19 protein-coding genes and 1 riboswitch are annotated in these 18,746 nt (G+C 65.4%); of the genes, 6 read left to right on the top strand and 13 right to left on the bottom strand.

Annotation, left to right across the window (positions count from 1 at the left end; all coding sequences use genetic code 11):
- Together P2Q66_RS16495 and P2Q66_RS16500 are read right to left on the bottom strand one after the other, a co-directional pair.
- Positions 1–3,100 (bottom strand): S8 family serine peptidase (locus P2Q66_RS16495; RefSeq protein WP_275729856.1); only part of this gene is annotated, 3,100 nt, incomplete at its 3' end.
- Positions 3,101–3,350: 250 nt separating this feature from the next.
- On the bottom strand, positions 3,351–3,536 hold the full coding sequence (locus P2Q66_RS16500; RefSeq protein ID WP_079598154.1) for a hypothetical protein: 186 nt from the start codon (positions 3,534–3,536) through the stop codon (positions 3,351–3,353).
- 256 nt (positions 3,537–3,792) lie between these two features.
- Between P2Q66_RS16500 and purS the strand changes: the two genes are divergently transcribed.
- The 3 genes from purS to purL are packed head-to-tail and all read left to right on the top strand — an operon-like array spanning position 3,793 to position 7,125.
- On the top strand, positions 3,793–4,044 hold the full coding sequence (gene purS / locus P2Q66_RS16505) for a phosphoribosylformylglycinamidine synthase subunit PurS (RefSeq protein ID WP_003798434.1): 252 nt from the start codon (positions 3,793–3,795) through the stop codon (positions 4,042–4,044).
- A gap of 1 nt (position 4,045) precedes the next feature.
- Entirely contained in the window at positions 4,046–4,819 is a 774-nt protein-coding gene (gene purQ / locus P2Q66_RS16510) for a phosphoribosylformylglycinamidine synthase subunit PurQ (protein ID WP_079598155.1), read from the top strand.
- Complete coding sequence (gene purL, locus P2Q66_RS16515; protein ID WP_275729860.1) at positions 4,816–7,125, top strand: phosphoribosylformylglycinamidine synthase subunit PurL; 2,310 nt, start codon at positions 4,816–4,818, stop codon at positions 7,123–7,125. Before purQ ends, purL begins: the two co-directional genes overlap by 4 nt.
- 70 nt (positions 7,126–7,195) lie before the next feature.
- On the opposite strand, the gene P2Q66_RS16520 is transcribed toward purL, so the two are convergent.
- The 5 genes from P2Q66_RS16520 to P2Q66_RS16540 form a co-directional block, all read right to left on the bottom strand.
- Positions 7,196–7,864: a hypothetical protein gene (locus P2Q66_RS16520; protein ID WP_275729861.1), complete on the bottom strand. Its 669-nt coding sequence runs from the start codon at positions 7,862–7,864 to the stop codon at positions 7,196–7,198.
- 389 nt (positions 7,865–8,253) lie between these two features.
- Positions 8,254–8,547, bottom strand: coding sequence for a DUF503 domain-containing protein (locus P2Q66_RS16525; protein ID WP_115526149.1), 294 nt, complete (start codon positions 8,545–8,547; stop codon positions 8,254–8,256).
- Complete coding sequence (locus tag P2Q66_RS16530) at positions 8,547–8,864, bottom strand: putative quinol monooxygenase (protein ID WP_115526148.1); 318 nt, start codon at positions 8,862–8,864, stop codon at positions 8,547–8,549. Before P2Q66_RS16530 ends, P2Q66_RS16525 begins: the two co-directional genes overlap by 1 nt.
- A complete protein-coding gene (locus P2Q66_RS16535) occupies positions 8,861–9,418 on the bottom strand; it encodes a DUF1990 domain-containing protein (RefSeq protein WP_275729862.1) in 558 nt (185 codons plus the stop codon). The genes P2Q66_RS16530 and P2Q66_RS16535 overlap by 4 nt, the downstream gene beginning before the upstream one ends.
- Entirely contained in the window at positions 9,411–9,818 is a 408-nt protein-coding gene (locus P2Q66_RS16540) for an MmcQ/YjbR family DNA-binding protein (RefSeq protein ID WP_275729863.1), read from the bottom strand. The genes P2Q66_RS16535 and P2Q66_RS16540 overlap by 8 nt, the downstream gene beginning before the upstream one ends.
- Positions 9,819–9,863: 45 nt before the next feature.
- Between P2Q66_RS16540 and P2Q66_RS16545 the strand changes: the two genes are divergently transcribed.
- Positions 9,864–10,892, top strand: coding sequence for a 2-oxoglutarate and iron-dependent oxygenase domain-containing protein (locus P2Q66_RS16545; RefSeq protein WP_275729865.1), 1,029 nt, complete (start codon positions 9,864–9,866; stop codon positions 10,890–10,892).
- Between the two features lie 27 nt (positions 10,893–10,919).
- On the opposite strand, the gene P2Q66_RS16550 is transcribed toward P2Q66_RS16545, so the two are convergent.
- From P2Q66_RS16550 to P2Q66_RS16575, 6 genes are all read right to left on the bottom strand, one after another.
- The gene (locus P2Q66_RS16550) at positions 10,920–11,345 is read right to left on the bottom strand and encodes a CoA-binding protein (RefSeq protein ID WP_275729868.1); all 426 of its coding nucleotides are present in this window, start codon (positions 11,343–11,345) and stop codon (positions 10,920–10,922) included.
- Positions 11,346–11,404: 59 nt separating this feature from the next.
- Positions 11,405–12,292 carry a hypothetical protein gene (locus P2Q66_RS16555; RefSeq protein ID WP_275729870.1) on the bottom strand — a complete coding sequence of 296 codons (888 nt, stop codon included), beginning with the start codon at positions 12,290–12,292 and terminating at the stop codon, positions 11,405–11,407.
- The gene (locus tag P2Q66_RS16560) at positions 12,289–12,840 is read right to left on the bottom strand and encodes a sigma-70 family RNA polymerase sigma factor (protein WP_275729877.1); all 552 of its coding nucleotides are present in this window, start codon (positions 12,838–12,840) and stop codon (positions 12,289–12,291) included. The genes P2Q66_RS16555 and P2Q66_RS16560 overlap by 4 nt, the downstream gene beginning before the upstream one ends.
- A 295-nt stretch (positions 12,841–13,135) precedes the next feature.
- A complete protein-coding gene (locus P2Q66_RS16565; RefSeq protein ID WP_079598166.1) occupies positions 13,136–13,486 on the bottom strand; it encodes a YegP family protein in 351 nt (116 codons plus the stop codon).
- A gap of 309 nt (positions 13,487–13,795) precedes the next feature.
- Entirely contained in the window at positions 13,796–15,085 is a 1,290-nt protein-coding gene (locus P2Q66_RS16570) for an adenylosuccinate synthase (RefSeq protein ID WP_079598167.1), read from the bottom strand.
- A 259-nt stretch (positions 15,086–15,344) separates the two neighbouring features.
- Complete coding sequence (locus P2Q66_RS16575) at positions 15,345–16,406, bottom strand: M14 family zinc carboxypeptidase (protein WP_275729871.1); 1,062 nt, start codon at positions 16,404–16,406, stop codon at positions 15,345–15,347.
- A 213-nt stretch (positions 16,407–16,619) separates the two neighbouring features.
- Positions 16,620–16,724, top strand: a riboswitch (SAM riboswitch).
- Between the two features lie 13 nt (positions 16,725–16,737).
- Between P2Q66_RS16575 and P2Q66_RS16580 the strand changes: the two genes are divergently transcribed.
- Together P2Q66_RS16580 and P2Q66_RS16585 are read left to right on the top strand one after the other, a co-directional pair.
- Positions 16,738–17,943 (top strand): cobalamin-independent methionine synthase II family protein, encoded by a 1,206-nt coding sequence (locus P2Q66_RS16580; RefSeq protein WP_275729873.1) that lies wholly within the window; start codon positions 16,738–16,740, stop codon positions 17,941–17,943.
- Between the two features lie 217 nt (positions 17,944–18,160).
- Positions 18,161–18,746: uracil-DNA glycosylase (locus P2Q66_RS16585; protein ID WP_275729876.1), on the top strand; the 586-nt coding region annotated here is incomplete at its 3' end.

The raw sequence follows: 18,746 nt of genomic DNA on the forward strand, positions 1-18,746 counted from the left end.
GGGGCGGAGCCCCGGCCGGGGCGGCGGAGGCCGCTGAACCCACCTGGACGTTTACCCAGGTCCGGATGCCGTTCCCGCCCAGGCTCAGTCGCGAGAGGTAGGACCCTTCGGACAGGCCAGACCAGGACACCGTGGCCGAGGTGGCCGTGCCGTTCGGAGCGACAATGGGGTTTGGCTCCACCGTGAGGTTGCCGGCATCACCGGCAAACGTCACTGCCTGGACCGCCGCGCTGGCCGCCCCGTTGTCCGGGGTGGAGTACAGGTTGGCCACGATGTAGTACGTGCCCGCCCGCGGCGCCTCAAGTTCCAGGAACTCGCTGGCAGAGGCGGTGGCCACCTGGGTTGCCGTCAGTCCACGCGAGGCGTTCGGCGCGTATACCACCATGTCCCAGTCGACGTCGTCGGATTGGGCCTGGACGCCCAGGCGGGCAAAGGACGATCCCGCCGGGACATTCACCTGCATCAGGGCATTGTGCGCATCGTTGGTGGGCGCATACGCCCCGGGGGTCTTGGTGATGGCGGTCTGGCTCAGTGGGGCAAGCCCCTCAACGTCGACTGCTATCGGGGCGTCCGAGCCGGACACGAGCTCCATGGTGCCGCTGCCGCTGCCGGTGGCGGAGCTGAAGGAGAAGGAGGGAGCGATCTGTGCATCAACAGGCCGGATGGCGATAGGCGAGGTCACCGTGCGGGGACCCTTCCAGGCCAGGGTTCCGGTGCTGAACGTGCCGACGGCGGCACTGACGTTGCGGATGGTCAGTGTTACTTCGCGGCTCTGGCCTGCTTTGGAGAAGTTCAGTGACTGGGGTTCCACCTGGACGCTGAAGCCCGGCATGGTGACTTCCGCGCGGTACATGCCCGGGACCAGCGCCGTCAGCTGCCGCTTGACCTGGACTTCCCCCACAAGGCTGCCCAGCGCGATGGACGGCAGGTTGAGGTCGCGGGCGGCGATGGTGCCTGCCTGGGGTACCCCGGTGTCCACTCCTTGCCCGTTCAGGAAGCCCAGCCAGTCCTTGATGCCCGAGTTGTAGACCAGCCCGGGGTCAAGGACCCGGGTGGAATCAATGTGGCCGGCACCGCCCTGGAAGGGATCGGTGTTGGCGGAGCCGTCCGCGTTGACCAGCGGGTAGGCCGTGGTCATCATCGCGGACTTCACCATGGCGGGGCTCCACGCAGGCTGCCTGCTGAGGACCAGGGCACCAAAACCTGCAATGTGGGGTGCGGCCATGGACGTGCCGGACATGAACCCGAACTGTTCCCCGTCATTTCCGATGGTGGAGACGCCGGCCAAAACATTGACTCCGGGTGCTGCGATGTCGGGCTTGAGCAGGTCACCGCCGGATGCCAGGGAGGGGCCGCGGGAGGAGAATCCGGCGATCTGCGGGACGGCGGCCGGCGGTTCACCGGTCAGGTCGCCCTTGACCAGGCTGACCGTCAGGGCGGGGTTAGCCTCCAGCTTGGACTTCAGTTCCAGGCTCTTCGGGGCGTTGACGTGCACGGTGGGGAGGACATGGTTGTCCGCGTCCTCGGAGCTGCTGGTGAGGTTCACCAGGATCATGCCCACGCCGCCCTTGGCCTGGACTTCCTGGCTCTTGGCCGTACGGTCCACCACCCCGCGGTCGCACACCACCACTTTGCCGGCTACCTTGGCCGGGTCGAGGCTGCCGGGGCCGCAGAGGTTGGGGTTCGCAGCTCCCGCCGCGGCTGCCGCTGCAGCGACCACCACCGGTTTGTCCGCAATTTCCGTTTTCATGATGGACGCACCGCGGTACAGCGAGCCGTCGGAGACCTTTACGGTACCGAGCAGCTCGCTCGGGAAAGTGGATGCGGCAACGGTGGTCAGCCAGGGAGAGGCGTGGTTGACCGTGGAGGCGGCGGGACCGGAGTTGCCGGCGGAGGCGGAGACAAACACACCGGCCGCGGCAGCGTTCAGGAAGGCCAGTGCCACGGGATCGGTGGTGCTGTTGTTATTGCCCGATATCGAGTAGTTCAGGACATCCACGCCGTCCTTGATGGCGGCTTCCACTGCCTCTACGGAAGCGGAGGAGTAGCAGCCACCGGTGTCCGGGCTGGTGTCTTCCCAGCACACCTTGTAGACCGACACCTTCGCGGCGGGAGCAACGCCCGAGCTCCTGCCGAAGCCGGCACCGTCGATCACCTGGTCGACGTTCGCGTTCCCGGCGGCCGTCGTGGCGGTGTGGGTTCCGTGGCTTCCGACGTCGACGGGTGAAATGAGTTCCTGCGGTGCCCGGTTTTCAGGGGCCACGTACTGCCGGAAGGAGTCCGCGAAGTAGCGCGCACCGATGACTTTCGAGTTGCACAGTGAACCGTCGAAGGCCGCGCCGCTCCCTTCGCCCTTCTGGCATTCCCCGGTAAACGTGGTGCCGTCGGCCTTGAGCATGGCAATCTTGCCTTCAGCCGTGCGGTAGGGAACGCTCACCTGCGCTTGGCCCTGAAGCGGCTGCACCGGTTCACCCTGCAGGAAGGGGTTGTCCGGTGCGTAGCCGGAGTCGATAACTCCCACCACCACGCCTTTACCCGCGTTTGCTTCCCCGCCGAACTGCTTTGCCCAGATGCCGTCGGGGCCGGTGAGCTTGAGGAAGTCCGTGGTGGTGTAGTCGGGGGCGTTTTCCACATCCGGCGCCACCGCCAGGACGCGGTTGTCTTTCGACAGGGCGGAGGCCTGGGCCGCGGTCAGCTCGGCGCTGAAACCGTTGAGGGCCGCCGTGTACTGCCTGGCTGGCGTGACGCCCTGGGCTGCCGCTACGTCCCGCTGCTGCTTGCGGAGGTGCGCGTCGTACGCGTTGTAGTTCGGGCTGCCGGCGTCAAGCTTCCTGCCCTTCTGGGGTTTGGTTGCGCCTAGTCCGGGCGTTTCCCCTTCGTATGCTGCTGCCGCCGCCCCGGCCAGCACCACGATGTAGCGGCCGTCGTTGAACTGCGGTGCCCCGGACTGTGTTGTTGCTGATTGCCGGTCCTGGCTGGCCGGCACCGCGGTGGCGGGACTTATGGCCATCGACGTCAGGAGAAGCGGCAGGCCGACGGCGAGCGACGCCGCCTTCCGGAATCCCCCGCCCCTGACGGGGCTCTTTCCAGTTGATCTCACGTGCAACCCTTTCACGATGTACCGGCCCAGCTATGGTTGCGGGCCCGAAACGACAGGCCTGGCATATTGGTTTACAGGTCTTGTAATCAATGAGACCAGCCAGTTCAAACAGTACATAGTGATAGCCGAATATGACATAGGACACAGGCTGAAAAATTGCCTTCCCCCCGGGTGCCCGCAGCATGATCCGGGCACGAAAAAAGGGCACCCCGAAGGGCGCCCTGATGGCGGCGCGGAGGAGCTGGCCGGGCTACTGCCGCGGCGTCCGGACCACGTCGCTGATCCACTGCCGGGTCTTCTCATCGACCGGACCGGCCACGCGGTTTTCCCGCGCTAAGCGGTCAGCCTTGACTTTCTGCAGCACCATCCTGCCGAGTCCGGCGAATACCGCCGCAGCAACCATCGGCAACAGGACGGACTTCGATTTCTCTGCCATCCCGCAATCCTAGTGAAGCCGGTTCGGCAACTCCAGAACCTGGACAGACCAGGTCAGGAGGACCCCCCGAACACCGTGCCCGCAGGCTTGGACTGGCCGAATACAAGCAGGGGCGCTGAGGCCGGTAGAATGGGATGGCAAGCTCGCGGAGCGCCCGTCCTCACTGTCAACCACAACAGTTTCCCCAACCCGGTACGGCGTGAGACGGCACCACTCCGCTGCGCCCTTACCCAAGCTCACGCACAGGAGTTACCGGATGCCCCGGATCGTTGTTGACGTCATGCCCAAACCCGAGATTCTGGACCCGCAGGGGAAGGCGATCGTCGGCGCTCTCCCCCGGCTGGGCTTCACCAGCTTCAGCTCTGTCCGCCAGGGCAAGCGTTTTGAACTGACGGTCGACGGCGAGGTGACCGAGGACATCCTGGCCCAGGCCCGCGACGCCGCAGAGACCCTCCTCTCCAACCCCGTGATCGAGGACGTCGTCAACGTCGAGGTCGTCGAGGCCTGAAATGACTGAACTTCCCCTGATCGGCGAAGCCGTTGCAGTCGCGGCCGAGCCGCGCCTTGCCGGCGCCCGCATCGGCGTCGTCACCTTTCCCGGCACCCTCGACGACCGCGACGCCGCCCGCGCGGTCCGCCTCGCCGGTGGCACCGCCGTCGAACTTTGGCACGGTGACACCGAACTCGGTGACGTGGACGCCGTCGTCATCCCCGGCGGGTTCTCCTACGGCGACTACCTGCGGGCCGGCGCCATCGCGCGTTTCGCTCCGCTGATGTCGAAGATCATCGACGCCGCCAACAGCGACGCAAGGCTTCCTGTCCTGGGTATCTGCAATGGCTTCCAGATCCTCACGGAATCGCACCTGCTGCCCGGCTCCATGATCAAGAACGACCACCTGAAGTTCCTGTGCCGCGACCAGGTGCTGCGCGTCGAAAACAGCAACACCGCGTGGACCCTGGATTACCAGGCGGGCCAGGAGATCACCATCCCGCTGAAGAACCAGGACGGCCAGTACATCGCGGACGAGAAGACCCTGGATGCCCTTGAGGCCGAGGGCCGCGTGGTGTTCCGCTACGTGGGCTTCAACCCGAACGGCTCCCGCCGCGACATCGCCGGCATCTCCAACGCCGCCGGCAACGTGGTGGGCCTCATGCCGCACCCGGAGCACGCCACGGAACCGGGCTTCGGCCCCGAGTCGCTGGACGGCATCGGCGGCTCCGACACCGACGGGCTGGGCTTCTTCACCTCCGTTTTGACCAAGATTGTGGGAGGCGACAAGTGAGCATCGACACCACCAAGAAGTTCAATATCGACACCGTCGAGAACGCCGCGAAGACTCCGGACACGGAACTGCCCTGGGCTGAACTGGGCCTGAAGCAGAACGAGTTCGACGAGATCGTCAAGGTCCTGGGGCGCCGCCCCACCGGCGCCGAGCTGGCCATGTACTCCGTCATGTGGAGCGAGCACTGCTCCTACAAGTCCTCCAAGAACCACCTGCGCCAGTTCGGCGATAAAGTGACCCCGGAGATGAAGAAGGACATGCTGGTGGGCATCGGCGAAAACGCCGGCGTGACCAACCTGGGGGACGGCTGGGCCGTGACCTTCAAGATCGAATCGCACAACTCGCCGTCGTTCGTGGAGCCCTACCAGGGTGCAGCCACGGGCATCGGCGGCATTGTCCGCGACATCATTTCCATGGGTGCCCGCCCCGTAGCGGTCATGGACCCGCTGCGGTTCGGCGCCATCGACCACCCGGACACTGCACGTGTCATGCATGGTGCCGTTGCCGGCATCGGCGGCTACGGCAACTCCCTGGGCCTGCCCAACATCGGCGGCGAGATGGTCTTCGACTCCGTTTACCAGGGCAACCCGCTGGTGAACGCGCTGGCCGTGGGCGTGATGCGCCACGAGGACATCCGCCTGGCCAACGCCTCGGGCAAGGGCAACAAGGTGGTCCTGTTCGGTGCCCGCACCGGCGGCGACGGCATCGGCGGCGCCTCTGTGCTGGCCTCCGAGTCCTTCGATGACACCAAGCCCTCCAAGCGCCCCGCCGTCCAGGTGGGCGACCCCTTCGCCGAGAAGGTCCTGATCGAGTGCTGCCTGGAACTGTTCAAGGGCTCCCTGGTTGAGGGCATCCAGGACCTGGGCGCCGCGGGCATCTCCTGCGCCACGTCGGAGCTCGCCTCCAACGGCGACGGCGGCATGGCCGTCGAGCTGACCTCCGTGCTGCTGCGCGACCCCACGCTGACCCCGGGCGAAATCCTCATGTCCGAGTCGCAGGAACGCATGATGGCCGTGGTCACGCCGGAGAACGTGGAAGCGTTTGAGGCTGTCATGGACAAGTGGGCTGTGGAATACGCCTGGCTGGGCGAGGTGACCGACAGCGGCCGCCTCATCATCACCTGGGAAGGCGAGGTAATCGTCGACGTCGATCCCCGCACCGTGGCGCACGACGGCCCGGTCTACGACCGCCCGTTTGCGCGTCCCTCGTGGCAGGACGACGTCCAGGCGGATGCCTTCACCGGTTCCGTGCAGGACGCCGGCCGCCCCTCCGCTCCGGCTGAGCTGGCCAAGGCCGTCACCGAGCTGGTGGCATCGCCGAACATGTGCTCCAAGTCCTGGATCACGGACCAGTACGACCGGTACGTGGGCGGCAACACCTCCATGGCGTTCCCGGATGACGCGGGCGTGGTGCGCGTGGACGAGGAAACCGGGCTGGGCGTGGCCCTGGCCACCGACGCCAACGGACGCTACACCTACCTGGACCCCTACCACGGCGCGCAGCTGGCGCTGGCAGAGGCCTACCGGAACGTTGCCACCTCCGGCGCCGTTCCCATGGCCGTCAGCGACTGCCTGAACTTCGGCTCCCCCGAGGACCCGGATGTGATGTGGCAGCTGGCCGAGGCCATCCGCGGCCTGTCCGACGCCTGCATGGTGCTGGGCATCCCGGTCACGGGCGGCAACGTGTCCCTGTACAACCAGACGGGCACCACACCCATCCACCCCTCCCCCGTGGTGGCGGTCCTGGGCAAGCTCGACGACGTCGCCCGCCGCACGCCGTCGGGCTGGCGTGAGGATGGCCAGGCCATCTACCTGCTGGGCACCACGGCTGCCGAGCTGGACGGTTCCGAGTGGGCCAACATGCGCGGCCACCTGGGCGGCCTGCCGCCGAAGGTGGACCTCGACGCCGAACGCGCGTTGGGTGAGATTCTGATTAACGCGTCGCGGGACGGCATGATCGATTCGGCCCACGACCTGTCCGAGGGCGGCCTTGCCGCTGCCCTGGTGGAGTCCTCGCTGCGCTACGGCGTCGGCGCCAGGATTGCGCTGCAGGACGTCCTGGACCGGGACGGCGTGGACCTGTTCACGGCGCTGTTCTCCGAGTCCCAGGGCCGCGCTGTTGTGGGCGTGCCCCGCTCGGAGGAAGTCCGCTTCACCGACATGTGCACCGCCCGCGGTTTCGCCCACACCCGCATCGGTGTGGTGGACGCAGCCAGCGGCACACTGGAGATCAACGGCGTGGAGAGCCTGTCCCTGGACGCCCTCCGCGAAGCCCATGAGGGGACGCTGCCGAAGTACTTCGGCTAATAGTCTCCATCGATTGCTCCGTACTTGTCGTTTTGACCTCTCAGAACGACAAGTGCGGAGCAATCGATTCTTAATCGCTCCCCCGCCACCCTGCTTGAATCAGCGCCGTGCGGATCTTGGCCACCGCGGGTTTCGCGTCGTTGGGCATGTGGCGCTTCGAGATCCGAACTTCGGTCCACCCCAGGGCAGAGTACCGTTCTGACCGACTGATGTCCCGGACCACCTGGAGTTCCTCCCCGTGGTGCTCACCTTCATATTCGATACCGATGCGGTACTTCCGGTAGGAGAGATCCGGTTCGTGGTGCCGTGTCCCGTCCTCCGCAATGATGGGAACGTTCAGTTCGGGTTCGGGCAGTCCGGCCCGCACCACAGCCAGCCGAAGCAGTGTTTCCTGGGGTGAGTCGGAGCCAACGCGGACCATCTTGATGGCCTCTTTGGCTTTGCGCAGCCCACGCTTTCCCTTGTGCCTGTCGATCATCCGTTGAAGATCGGCAATGGTGCACAGCGGCATGTCCCGGCCATCGAACTCCGGACGGGGCACACGCACACAGCTGTCCCCAGCCGCTACAAGTTCATCCACGGTCAGCAATTCAGCGAGATCCAGCCACGTACGTTCCGGCGTGGTGACAGGGATACCCTGATGGACCGTGACTTCGTCGTCGTAGAGCTTCATTCGGTGCACGATCACGTGCGGCCGGTTGAGGTGTGCCGCACCTTCGGGACGGATGATGTGAAACATATCGTTTGGCTCCTTTCGCTGTCGACGCGGCAGCGAAAGGAGCTCCGCCGCCGTCAGGTGGGACGCGGCGCATCGCTCATTCACTTCAATGAAAGGCCTCACCCTGGCATTCAAGGGGAGTTCCGCCGTCGCGCGTTCCATTCGGATACCCCTGCCATGGCGCTCCAACGAGCGGTGCCGCCAGCGCCGCGGAGACACTCCAGTGAACGACGCGTCAGCAATGGTGAAGGGGCGCCCCCGGAGCTCCTCCGGCAGCGGACGTGGGGTCTTCATCGGTCCATGACACCAGAATCAGGCAAAGACCGCAGAAGTTATCCACACCTCTTATCGAATGCTCCGTACATGTCGTTTTCCCGGATCAAAACGGCCTCTACGGAGCAATCGATGGGTCAATCCTCGCTGTGGATCTCCCGCTGCCGGGCGCTGAGCAGCTCGATCTCGGGCCTGCCCGCAACGAGACGTTCGACGGCGGCGAGCACCTCCACGAGGTGGGCGCGGTCTGCTGCCACCAGGCCGGCACCCACCTGGGAGCGCCGGTACTGGTCGTGGTCCCCCACCTCGGCCACGGAGACATCAAAGCGGCGCTTGAGCTCAGCCAGCAGGGGCCTGATGACGGAGCGCTTCTCCTTCAGGCTTTGAACGTCGCCCAGGAGGATGTCGAATTCAATCCAGCCGATCCACATCAGATGGTCAGCTCCCCCATCCTGTCCCAGCCGTCGCCGTCGAGCTGGCGGCTGATGATCCGGGGTGTTTCGGCCAGGGCCTGGGGCATGTCCGCCATGGCCTGCTTGAAATGGGCGCTGTTGACATGGTCACCTGCGGCGTCGTCCTTGAAGGCCTCCACCAGGACGAACTCGTTCGGGTCCTCCACGCTGCGGGACCAGTCGAACCACAGGTTGCCGGGCTCCTCCCTGGTGGCCCGGGTGAAGTCAGCCACCAGGTCCATCCAGCGCTCCGACCACTCCGGCTTGACCTTGAATTTGACGACGATAAAAATCACGGGGATGTCCCTTCCGCGGCGAGTGTGCGTGCCCCTTTAATGTACCGGGAGGTGACGTAGCGCTGGGCGGCACGGGTTACCGGTCCGCCTGCAGAGTAGAACCAGTTGGCTGGCCGGCTGAAAGCCCGGATCCGAAGGAAAACGTCGCCATTGCCGTCGATCTCCACTTCGAAGGATTCCTCGCCACGGGCCGGGTGCCCCGGCAGCGTCCCGTATCCGAACCCTGCCGATTGCGGTAAGCCGTCCGGGGAGGGCTGCCGCACCCAGACCACTTCACACGGCGCGTCCAGCCTGAAAGGCCCGACGCCGAACCCGCTCACCACCCGCGCTCCGGGCACCGCCATGGGCGAATCAGCACGGACACGCAGCCCGGCCCGCCGCTGCAGTTCCCAGCCCAGGATGCCGCGGGCCACACGCCCGTAGACCGCAAGCCCATTGCCCAGGTGGACCTCCTTCAGCACGCGGGAGAAGTCCGCGGGTGCGTTGCCCTGTTCGGTGCCCCCTATTCCTGGGTAGTCGAGGACCCCTTTCACGTGCCACTTCCCGTCACGCATCCGGCGCTCCCAGTCGGGCCCATCCCAGCTGCGCCTGCTGCTTCCGGCTGAGGCCCGCCACCACCAGGTCGTAGGAGTCCTCCACCATGTCCCTGACCATGCTGTCCGGCAGCGCGCCGTCCAGCCGGACACCGTTCCAGTGCGTCTTGTTCATATGCCAGGCACCTGTGATTTCGGGGTTGGCCGCACGGAGCTGCACCGCAAGGGACGGTTCACACTTGAGGTTGACGTAGAAGTCCTGAGGGTCCATCGAGGACAGGGCAAAGAGCTTGGCCTGTTGCCCGGCACCGGCGGCGGTGTGGGCCCGGACCTTGAACACCGCCGTCTCCGGGCCGAAAGGATAATCCTCATAGCTGCCGGGGAATGACAGGCAGATTTTCCTCAATGCTTCGGGGTCCATCACGCCAGCCTATAAAGCGGGCCACTGCGGTGCTAGTCTGCGAGGATGTCACACGATCAGGGCACCATTCCTGTTCTGGACCTGAGCACCGCACGGCAGCCCTACGGGTCTTTCAGTCCGGAATTCATCGAGCAACTGCGCTATGCCACCCATAACGTCGGCTTCTTCCAGATCACGGGTTACGGGGCCTCCCCCGGCCAGGCTGAACACCTCCTGGATGTCATCAGGCGCTTCTTCGACCTCCCCCTCGAGGAACGGATGAAGCTGGACAACCGGCTCTCACCCCATTTCCGGGGATACACCCGGATGGGCACCGAGGTGACGCAGGGCAGGGCAGACGCGCGTGAGCAGATCGATTACTCGCCGGAACGGGAGCCCGTCAGCAGCTATTCGGCGGACGAGCCCTACTGGTTGCTCCAGGGGCCGAACCTCTGGCCGGACGAGTCCTTCCCCGAGCTCAAGCCGGCGGCGATGGCGTGGGCCGACCTGATGTCCGCGGTGGGAATGGAGCTCCTGCGGGCCATTGCGGTGTCCCTCCAGCTGCCCGAGGACTACTTCGACGATCCGTTCCGTGACTCTCCTGCCTGGATGGGCAAGCTGGTGCACTACGTTGGCGGCGTGGTGGAGGCAGCGGGAGACCAGGGCGTGGGCTCGCACGCGGACTACGGGTTCGTGACGCTCCTTCTGCAGGACGGCGTGGGCGGGTTGGAGGTGCAGCCCCCGGGGGCCACCGGCTGGCTGCCCGTGGAGCCGATCCCGGGCGCCCTGGTGGTGAACCTGGGCGAGATGCTGGAAGTGGCAACCGAGGGATACCTCGCCGCCACCATCCACCGCGTGCAGGCACCTCCGCCGGGCGTGGACCGGTACTCCGTCCCGTTCTTTTGGTCCCCCCGGCTGGACGCCGTGATCAAGCCGGTCCCCCTGCCGCCCGAACTGAAGGCGGCAGCGAGGGGCATCACGGATGACCCCGCGAACCCGCTGCTGGCCTCGTTCGGCCTTAACATGCTGAAGGGCCGGATGCGCGCCCACCCGGATGTCACCGAACGGCACTATCCTCACCTGACCACACGCTGACGGGACCGGCCGGGGCGGACGGCAGGATCAGTTGTTGAATATCCAGGCCTGCTGGGCGGGGCAGGCGTCCATCACCACGTCCAGGCCGGCAGCCTTCGCCCGCGCCGCCGCATCCTCGTCGATAACTCCCAGCTGGAGCCAGACCGCCTTGGCGCCCACCGCAATGGCCTCATCCACCACCGCCCCCACCCTGTGGGAGTTCACAAAGCAGTCCACGACGTCGATGGGGTGCTTTTCAGGCGGGATGTCACCCAGGGTGCGGTACCCCTGTTCGCCGTGGACCGGATCACCGGGCAGGTTGACGGGGATGATCTCCATGCCCAGCCGGTCCCTGATGAACAGCGACGTGTCATAGGCGGCGCGCCACTCGTTGGTGGTGAGGCCCACGATGGCCCACCGGCCTTTGGTGCGCATAAGGCGTTCAATGACAACAGGATCGTTGGTGTGGCCCATGCGCTTAGCCTACCGGGCGGACTTTGCGTCCCCGCCATGCCCCGGCGCCCAGTCCCGGGCTACCGGCTGAACTTCCGCAGCCAACTGTTCCCCGGCAAAGGTTCAGCCACTGCCCCGATGGCATCTTCAGCCTGCAGGACAACGTCCTCCAGCGGCTCCACAACAATGCTCACGGGCGGCAGGACGGCCTCATCAGCAGGTTCTTTCTCCACGCCGGATGCAGGGTTGCCCCCGGCCGGCTGCCGTTGCCCGCCTTCTCCCGGGGTGGCAGTCCCGGCGGCCTGGTTGCGCCGTCCGGGTTCCTGCCCGCCGGCAAGGGCACGTGGAGCTTTTCCTACTTCAGCGGAGGCCGCCGCCGAGGGGCGGGGTTCCGCTGCCTGCTGCGGCCCGGGTGCGGGGTCCTGCTGCAGAAGATGGCTGTCAGCAGGACCGGGTCCTGCTGACACCGGTTCCGCGGCAGGCTGCCCTGCGCCGGGACCGTCCATGCCATCCGGGTCATCGGGCTGCACCAGTCCGGCGGCGGCCTGTCCTTGGATGGTCCAGGACGGTGACCAGTTTTCCAGCAGCTGCTGAACGGAGTGGCTACCTCCGCCGGGAGCGGGTGAACTGGCAGCGACTCCTCCTATCCCGGTGCCCATGCCGGCAAGCAGGGCAAGGCCCAGGACAGTTGGCCGGCGCCGGCGCAACCGCCGCCGCAGCGCCAGCTCATCGCCGGCAGCATCCTGGACATCCTTCAGCACGTCCAAGCCCGCTGCGGCAGGTTCCACGGCCTTCGTCGCGGAACCCGCCATCAACCGGGCAAGCGGGCCGGAGGGAGCGGGCACGGGAAGGGACGCCAAAGATCCGAGTGAAAGGAGGATGCTACGGAGATCGGAATCGCCGGCCTGGCCGGCGTCACTGAGCATGTCATCCACCAGGTGGTGCAGGCTGTCCGGGGAGCGCGTCATGGTGTGAGGTACTCCTTCACGCCGGACAGCTCCCGCAGCTTGAGGAGCGCGCGCCGCTGAAGCTGCTTCACGGCCCCCGCCGTTTTGCCCATGGCCTCGGCCGCCTGCTCAACGGTGAGCCCGGCCACCAGGCGAAGCGACAGCACTTCCCGCTGGTCACCGGGAAGTCCGTCCAGCAGCCGGAGGACCTCCTGCGGGGAGATGCGCTCCAGCGCCACGTCTTCGGCCGATGAGTCTTCCCGCTGGTCCAGTTCGGGCTCGAACGGCAGTTTTGCGGGGGTGCGGTTCTGCCGGCGGTGGTCATCGACCATACGGGCGTGGGCTACAGAAAAAATGAATGTGCGAAGTCCTGCGGCGCCGCCGTGCACAGTGCCCAGCCGGGGCAGGACGGAGAGGAACACCTCCTGCATTGCCGCCTCCGGATCCTCGACTCCCCGGGCTGTGAGATAGCCCAGAACCTGTGATGCATACGTCCGGTAGACGAGGCTGAACACGTCAGCCTGGCGGGATTCGTCCCGCAAAGCCTCGTCGGTCAGTGCATCGGTCACGGACGTAGTGCTTTCAGTCAAAGAGGGGGTTGTTTGCCCGGGAAGGCCTTCCACGGGGGTGGAACGGCTTTTCCCCGCATTACTTTACCCCTCGGTAACCACTGCGCCGGGACCGCCACGGGCGTCACCGGTTCCGGCATGAGGCAGCTGCCCCTGCCACCGGATCAATGAAAGAGCCGGTCTGGAACGTGATGGGGGACAAGTTCCAGACCGGCGCTACATAGGGGTAATCGCTGACGACGGCGAAAGGGTTACGCGTTCCTGAAAAAACTTTCCAAAACTTTTTGGAGGAGGTTCAGCGGGCCGCGGCCGGGATCCAGCGCGGTGCACTCCCCTGCCGGCGCGGTTCCTTGGCGATCGTAAAAGCGTGCACCCTGGCGGGGACGCGCTGGTCATCGCAGTCGGCCTGGGGCCTCATTGGAGCAACAGCGGGAGCCGCGGCGGAGCTCCTGGTTACTGCCCCGGCAGGGCAAAGATCGGTGACCAGACCGGTACCTGCGCATTCACGGACGGCGGCGATCCCGGCGGCGAGTGCGGACTTGTCCTCAAAAGGCCCGGACACCGCCATCACCGTGCCATCGGGGGCCAGAAGCCGGAACCTGAAAAACGAATCTGAATCGACAAAAGCTTCGAACTTTCCGGCCATAAGAAATCCTTCCGGTCTGCGGGATCCTGCCCGGCGACATCCTTGTCACCAGCTGGTCTGTGCGCGGTGCTGCGCATGTTCCCGCGGGTTTGGTCGAACGAATTGGTGATTGCATCACGTGGTGTTGATAAGTCTGTCGTCCAATGACGCAGCCTCACAAGACCAGCCGGGTTAACCCTATGTAAATTGCCATACTTTTGGGAAGACAAACGGCGGGCCACCCACTCGGGTGACCCGCCGTCGTCGTCCCCACCCACTCCCTAGCCTCGCAAGCTCGGCCAGGGAACCCTGCGGGCGTGGGCCCACACGTCAGTCGTTGATAAGGTCGTTCACCACGATGGTCTGGTCACGGTCCGGGCCCACGCCGATGGCGGAGAACCGCGTGCCGGACAGCTTTTCCAGGGCCAGCACGTAGTTGCGGGCGTTCTCGGGCAGGTCAGCAAGGGTGCGGGCACCCGTGATGTCCTCGGTCCAGCCTTCGAAGTATTCGAAGATGGGCTTGGCGTGGTGGAACTCGGTCTGCGTCATGGGCATCTCGTCATGGCGCACGCCGTCCACGTCGTAGGCCACGCACACGGGGATCTGCTCGATGCCGGTGAGGACGTCCAGCTTGGTGACGAAGTAGTCCGTGAAGCCGTTGACCCTGGATGCATGGCGGGCCAGGACGGCGTCGTACCAGCCGCAGCGGCGCGGGCGCCCGGTGTTGACGCCGAATTCCCCGCCGGTCTTCTGCAGGTACATGCCCATCTCGTCGAAAAGCTCGGTGGGGAACGGACCGGCGCCCACGCGTGTGGTGTACGCCTTGATGATGCCGATGGAGCGGGAAATGCGGGTTGGGCCGATGCCGGAACCCACCGAGGCGCCGCCGGCAGTGGGGTTGGAGGAGGTGACGAACGGGTAGGTCCCGTGGTCCACGTCCAGGAAGGTTGCCTGGCCGCCTTCCATCAGGACCACCTTGCCCTCATCGAGCGCCGTGTTCAGGACCAGGGTGCTGTCGATGACCAGCGGACGGAGCCGCTCGGCGAAGGAGAGGAAGTACTCCACGATTTCCTCCACCAGGACGCTGCGGCGGTTGTAGACCTTCACCAGCAGCTCGTTCTTCTGGCGCAGGGAGCCCTCCACCTTCTGGCGGAGGATGGACTCGTCAAAGACGTCCTGCACGCGGATGCCCAGCCGGGCCACTTTATCCATGTAAGCCGGGCCGATGCCGCGTCCGGTGGTTCCGATGGCTCGGCTTCCCAGGAACCGCTCGGTCACCTTGTCCAGGACCTGGTGGTACGGGGCCACGAGGTGGGCGTTCGCGGAAACCCGGAGCTTGGAGGTGTCTGCGCCGCGGGCCTGCAGTCCTTCGATTTCCTGGAAGAGCGCTTCGAGGTTCACCACGCAGCCGTTGCCGATAATGGGAACCGCGTTGGGGCTGAGAATGCCTGCCGGCAGCAGCTTGAGTTCGTACTTTTCACCGCCTACGACGACGGTGTGCCCGGCGTTGTTGCCGCCGTTGGGCTTGACGACGTAGTCAACGCGGCCGCCCAGAAGGTCAGTGGCCTTGCCTTTTCCTTCGTCGCCCCACTGGGCTCCTACGATCACAATTGCTGGCATGGGATCCTCCCCCATTCGTTCGGGCTGCCCGGGCCCGGCCATGGAGGTGGCTTGCCCGGTGCGGCGCCGTTCATGAGAATGCCCCGAATGGACCGGCCGTCGCTGGTCCGCGGGACGGGGCAGCGATGCAAGAGTTCCGGGGCTCTTACCACCCAAGTTTAGCCGATGAGCGACTTTGTCCACTCGTTGGGCCGCCGCGGTCCTTCTTGCAGGGTAAAGGACTCCTGCAGGCAAGGACCGCGGCGGGTGGGCGTTATGGTTACTCGCCGTCGGCTTCCTCGCCCGGCCGGGACGTCTGGGTGGCAAGGCTGTCCCAGAAGGAGGTGTCGGCGTCGGCGATGGAGCCATCCGCAATTGCTGCCGCGGTTGCAGTCAGCGTGGTCACGGTCTGCTGGATCAGGTAACCGTTGCTGCGCAGGCCCAGGGCGACGCCGTCCGCATAGTGGTCGGACATGCCACGCATTTCGAAGAGCAAGGTTGCGATGCTGTACTCAACGGCAATCCCATTGCGGCTGATGGTTTCGGCGCTGCCACCCACATACTTGCCCAGGTGGCCCCAGCCGGTGGAATCGACGTTGTTGAACACCACGGCGCCCAGCTGCTTGGACTTTTCCACCACGGCAGGATCGGCGTTGGGTGTGGTTGGGTACAGGATGGACCCCGAGACCAGCTTTCCGTCGCGTTCGCTGCGTGTGCCCTGGTGGTGCAGGTCGATCATGTAGTCGATCTTGTGCTGGCGCATCACATTGTTGTGCAGCGCCTGGGTTTCCGGCTGGACCTTGTCTACGTGGTCGCGGTTGAGGTCCACTTCCTCGGCGTTGTAGCGGGTCATGTTCCGGTCGCCCTTGGCCAGGTAGTCATCCAGCGGGAAGTTCACGTCCCCCATGGCGCCATCGGCGTTGAGCATGGGAACGATCAGGATGTTCACACCGTCCAGGATGGCCTCCGACTTGCCCGTCCCGAGGTGCTTGACGAATTCCAGGGCGCCCTCGGTGGTGAGCTGCTCATTGCCGTGCTGCTGCGTGAGGTACAGGATGGTGGGTTTGGCCGGGTCCGAGATGTACTTCACCAGGTGGATGTCGCGCCCCTTGACGGTCTGGCCGATGACCTCGAGCTCCATGGCGGACTGTCGGGCGTCCTGGTCCTTCAGGAAGGAAACCATCTGGTCATACGTAGCCAGCTTCGAGGTGGTGATTTGGCCGTTGCCGTCGTAGTTAGGGCCTTCACCTACTGCCTGGGCGAGCGGTGCGGGTCCTGCCACGACGGCAAGAGCAAGGGCTCCGGCGGCCAGGGTCCTGAAAGTTGCCAGGGTTTTTCTCACGGTGCGTTACCTCTTTCGAGTGCATTAGGTGCGTCCAGCCCGCTATGTCCCCCATTGCCGGCTGTGACATCAGCCAACCAAGCTGGACAAAACCTGTCAATGGACATGACGGTTATCCGCACCCAGTTATTACGAATCGAAAGCTGTCAACGCGGCGCGACATATGGCGAAGCGAATTTGCCCCCGCCCGCATTGCTGGATTTAAGTGAGGGTGAACCATCCGGAGCGGCCAAGAGACCTGGCTCAATGACGCCGCAGCAACCCGTCAGGGCAGGACGTCCTGCCCGCAGAAGGTGCTACTGCCAGGACCGATGGAAAGGAAAAATCCAGCATGTCCCTGAATACCGACCACATCCGCGTTACCCACGCAGGTTCCTTGCCGCGCACGCCCGAGCTTATCGCCGCCAACGCGGCGCGCGAGGAAAACCCGGCCGACGTGGAGGGATACAACGAACTCCTCACCGCTTCCGTTGTGGACCTGGTCCAGCGTCAGCAAAGCCTGGGCATCGATATTCCGAACGACGGCGAGTACGGCCACGCGATGTCCGCCGCTGTGGACTACGGCGCATGGTGGTCCTACTCATTTGCCCGGATGGGCGGCCTGGAACTGGACAATGACGCCACATGGGCCGTTGAGCCGAAGGAATCCACCCCCGGCAACGTCCAGCTGACGGGATTCATCCACCGCCGCGACCGCGTCCTTTTTGCCGAGGCCTACAACGATCCCACCAGCGGCATCTTCACCGGCGGCGCCAAGCCGTTCCCGAAGGTCACGGGACCGCTGGTGTACACGGGCCAGGAGGCGGTGGCCTCGGACATCGCCAACCTCAAGGCCGGCCTTGCCGCAACCGGATTGAAGGAAGGATTCGTGGCAGCGCTCTCCCCCGGCAGCGCATCACGGATCACCAACGAGTACTACGCCACGGAGGAGGAGTACATCTACGCCTGCGCGGACGTACTCCGCGAGGAGTACAAGGCCATCGTGGACGCCGGCCTCACGCTGCAGATCGATGACCCCTCCATCGCTGAGAACTGGGACCAGATCAGTCCGGAACCCACCGTTGAGGACTACCTCAAATTCACGCAGATCCGGGTGGAAGCGCTGAACTACGCCCTCCGCGGCCTTCCCGAGGAGCAGGTGCGCTTCCACCTCTGCTGGGGCTCCTGGCACGGCCCCCACACCACCGACCTCCCGTTCGCGGACCTGGTGGACACAATGCTGCAGATCAACGCCGGCGGGTACTCCTTTGAGGCCGCCAATGTCCGCCACGAACACGAGTGGCGGGTGTGGGAGGACACGAAGCTCCCCGAGGGCAAGGTCATCATCCCCGGCATCGTCTCGCACGCCACCAACGTGGTGGAGCACCCGGACCTCGTGGCAGACCGCATTGTCCGTTTCGCCGAGGTAGTTGGCCGCGAGAACGTCATTGCGTCCACGGACTGCGGCCTGGGCGGGCGCGTCCACCCCCAGATCGCCGTCGCCAAGCTTGAAGCACTGGGAGAAGGCGCCCGCCGGGCAACCAAGCGGCTCTGGTAACAGCCGCCCCTTCTCCGCCAGCCAGGACCGCCGGTTCCCTGCTCCACAGTATTGGATGCAGGGGACCGGCGTTTCGTTTCTCCGGGCTTGCTAAACTGGAACAGGCCGACCCGGAATCGGTCCACCCCATCTCAACCGCCGCTCATGTGTGGCGCCTTCGTGCGCCCATATCCGCCGGCGGCAGCACCGCCAATCCCCGCAGGAGATCCAGCACTACATGACAGCCCTGGCCCCCGAATCTTTCCATGAGCAGCTCCTGAGCCGCCGTTACGAACCCAATGTTGCCGCCGTCAATGAACTGTGCGATTCCCTGCAGGAGACCCGGCCCGGCACGGTAGTGCCCTACGTCGACCCCATGCATGACGTGGACGAATGCCGCATTATCAGCCTGTTCTCGAACATCGGAGGGGCCGACGAGTCCGGCTTCATCACCCCGGGAGACCAGGACGCCGCTACCCGGATGCTCGGCATCCAGTGGAAGCTGGGCCTTCGCCCCGAGTTCGTCATGCCCTGGAACGTGCACCCCTGGCACGTCCCGGGCGAGGTCAACGGGAAGTTCACCCCGGACCAGATCCAGGCCGGCCTCAAGCCGCTGCTGAAGTTCCTGGCGCTGGTCCCGCGCGCCTCGGTGATCGTGGCCCACGGCACCGAAGCCAACCGCCTGGCCAACCTGCTGCTGAAGACCGAGGTGCCGCTGCTCTGGCGCCGCGGTCTGAAGACCTACAAGGTGCGGTCCCTGAGCGGACGCGCTTTCGCCGGTTCCCCGGCCCGCCAGGAAGAGTACCTCGAGGACATGCGCGTGG

The organism is Arthrobacter sp. Cr_A7 (assembly GCF_029222765.1).
GTDB lineage: Bacteria > Actinomycetota > Actinomycetes > Actinomycetales > Micrococcaceae > Arthrobacter.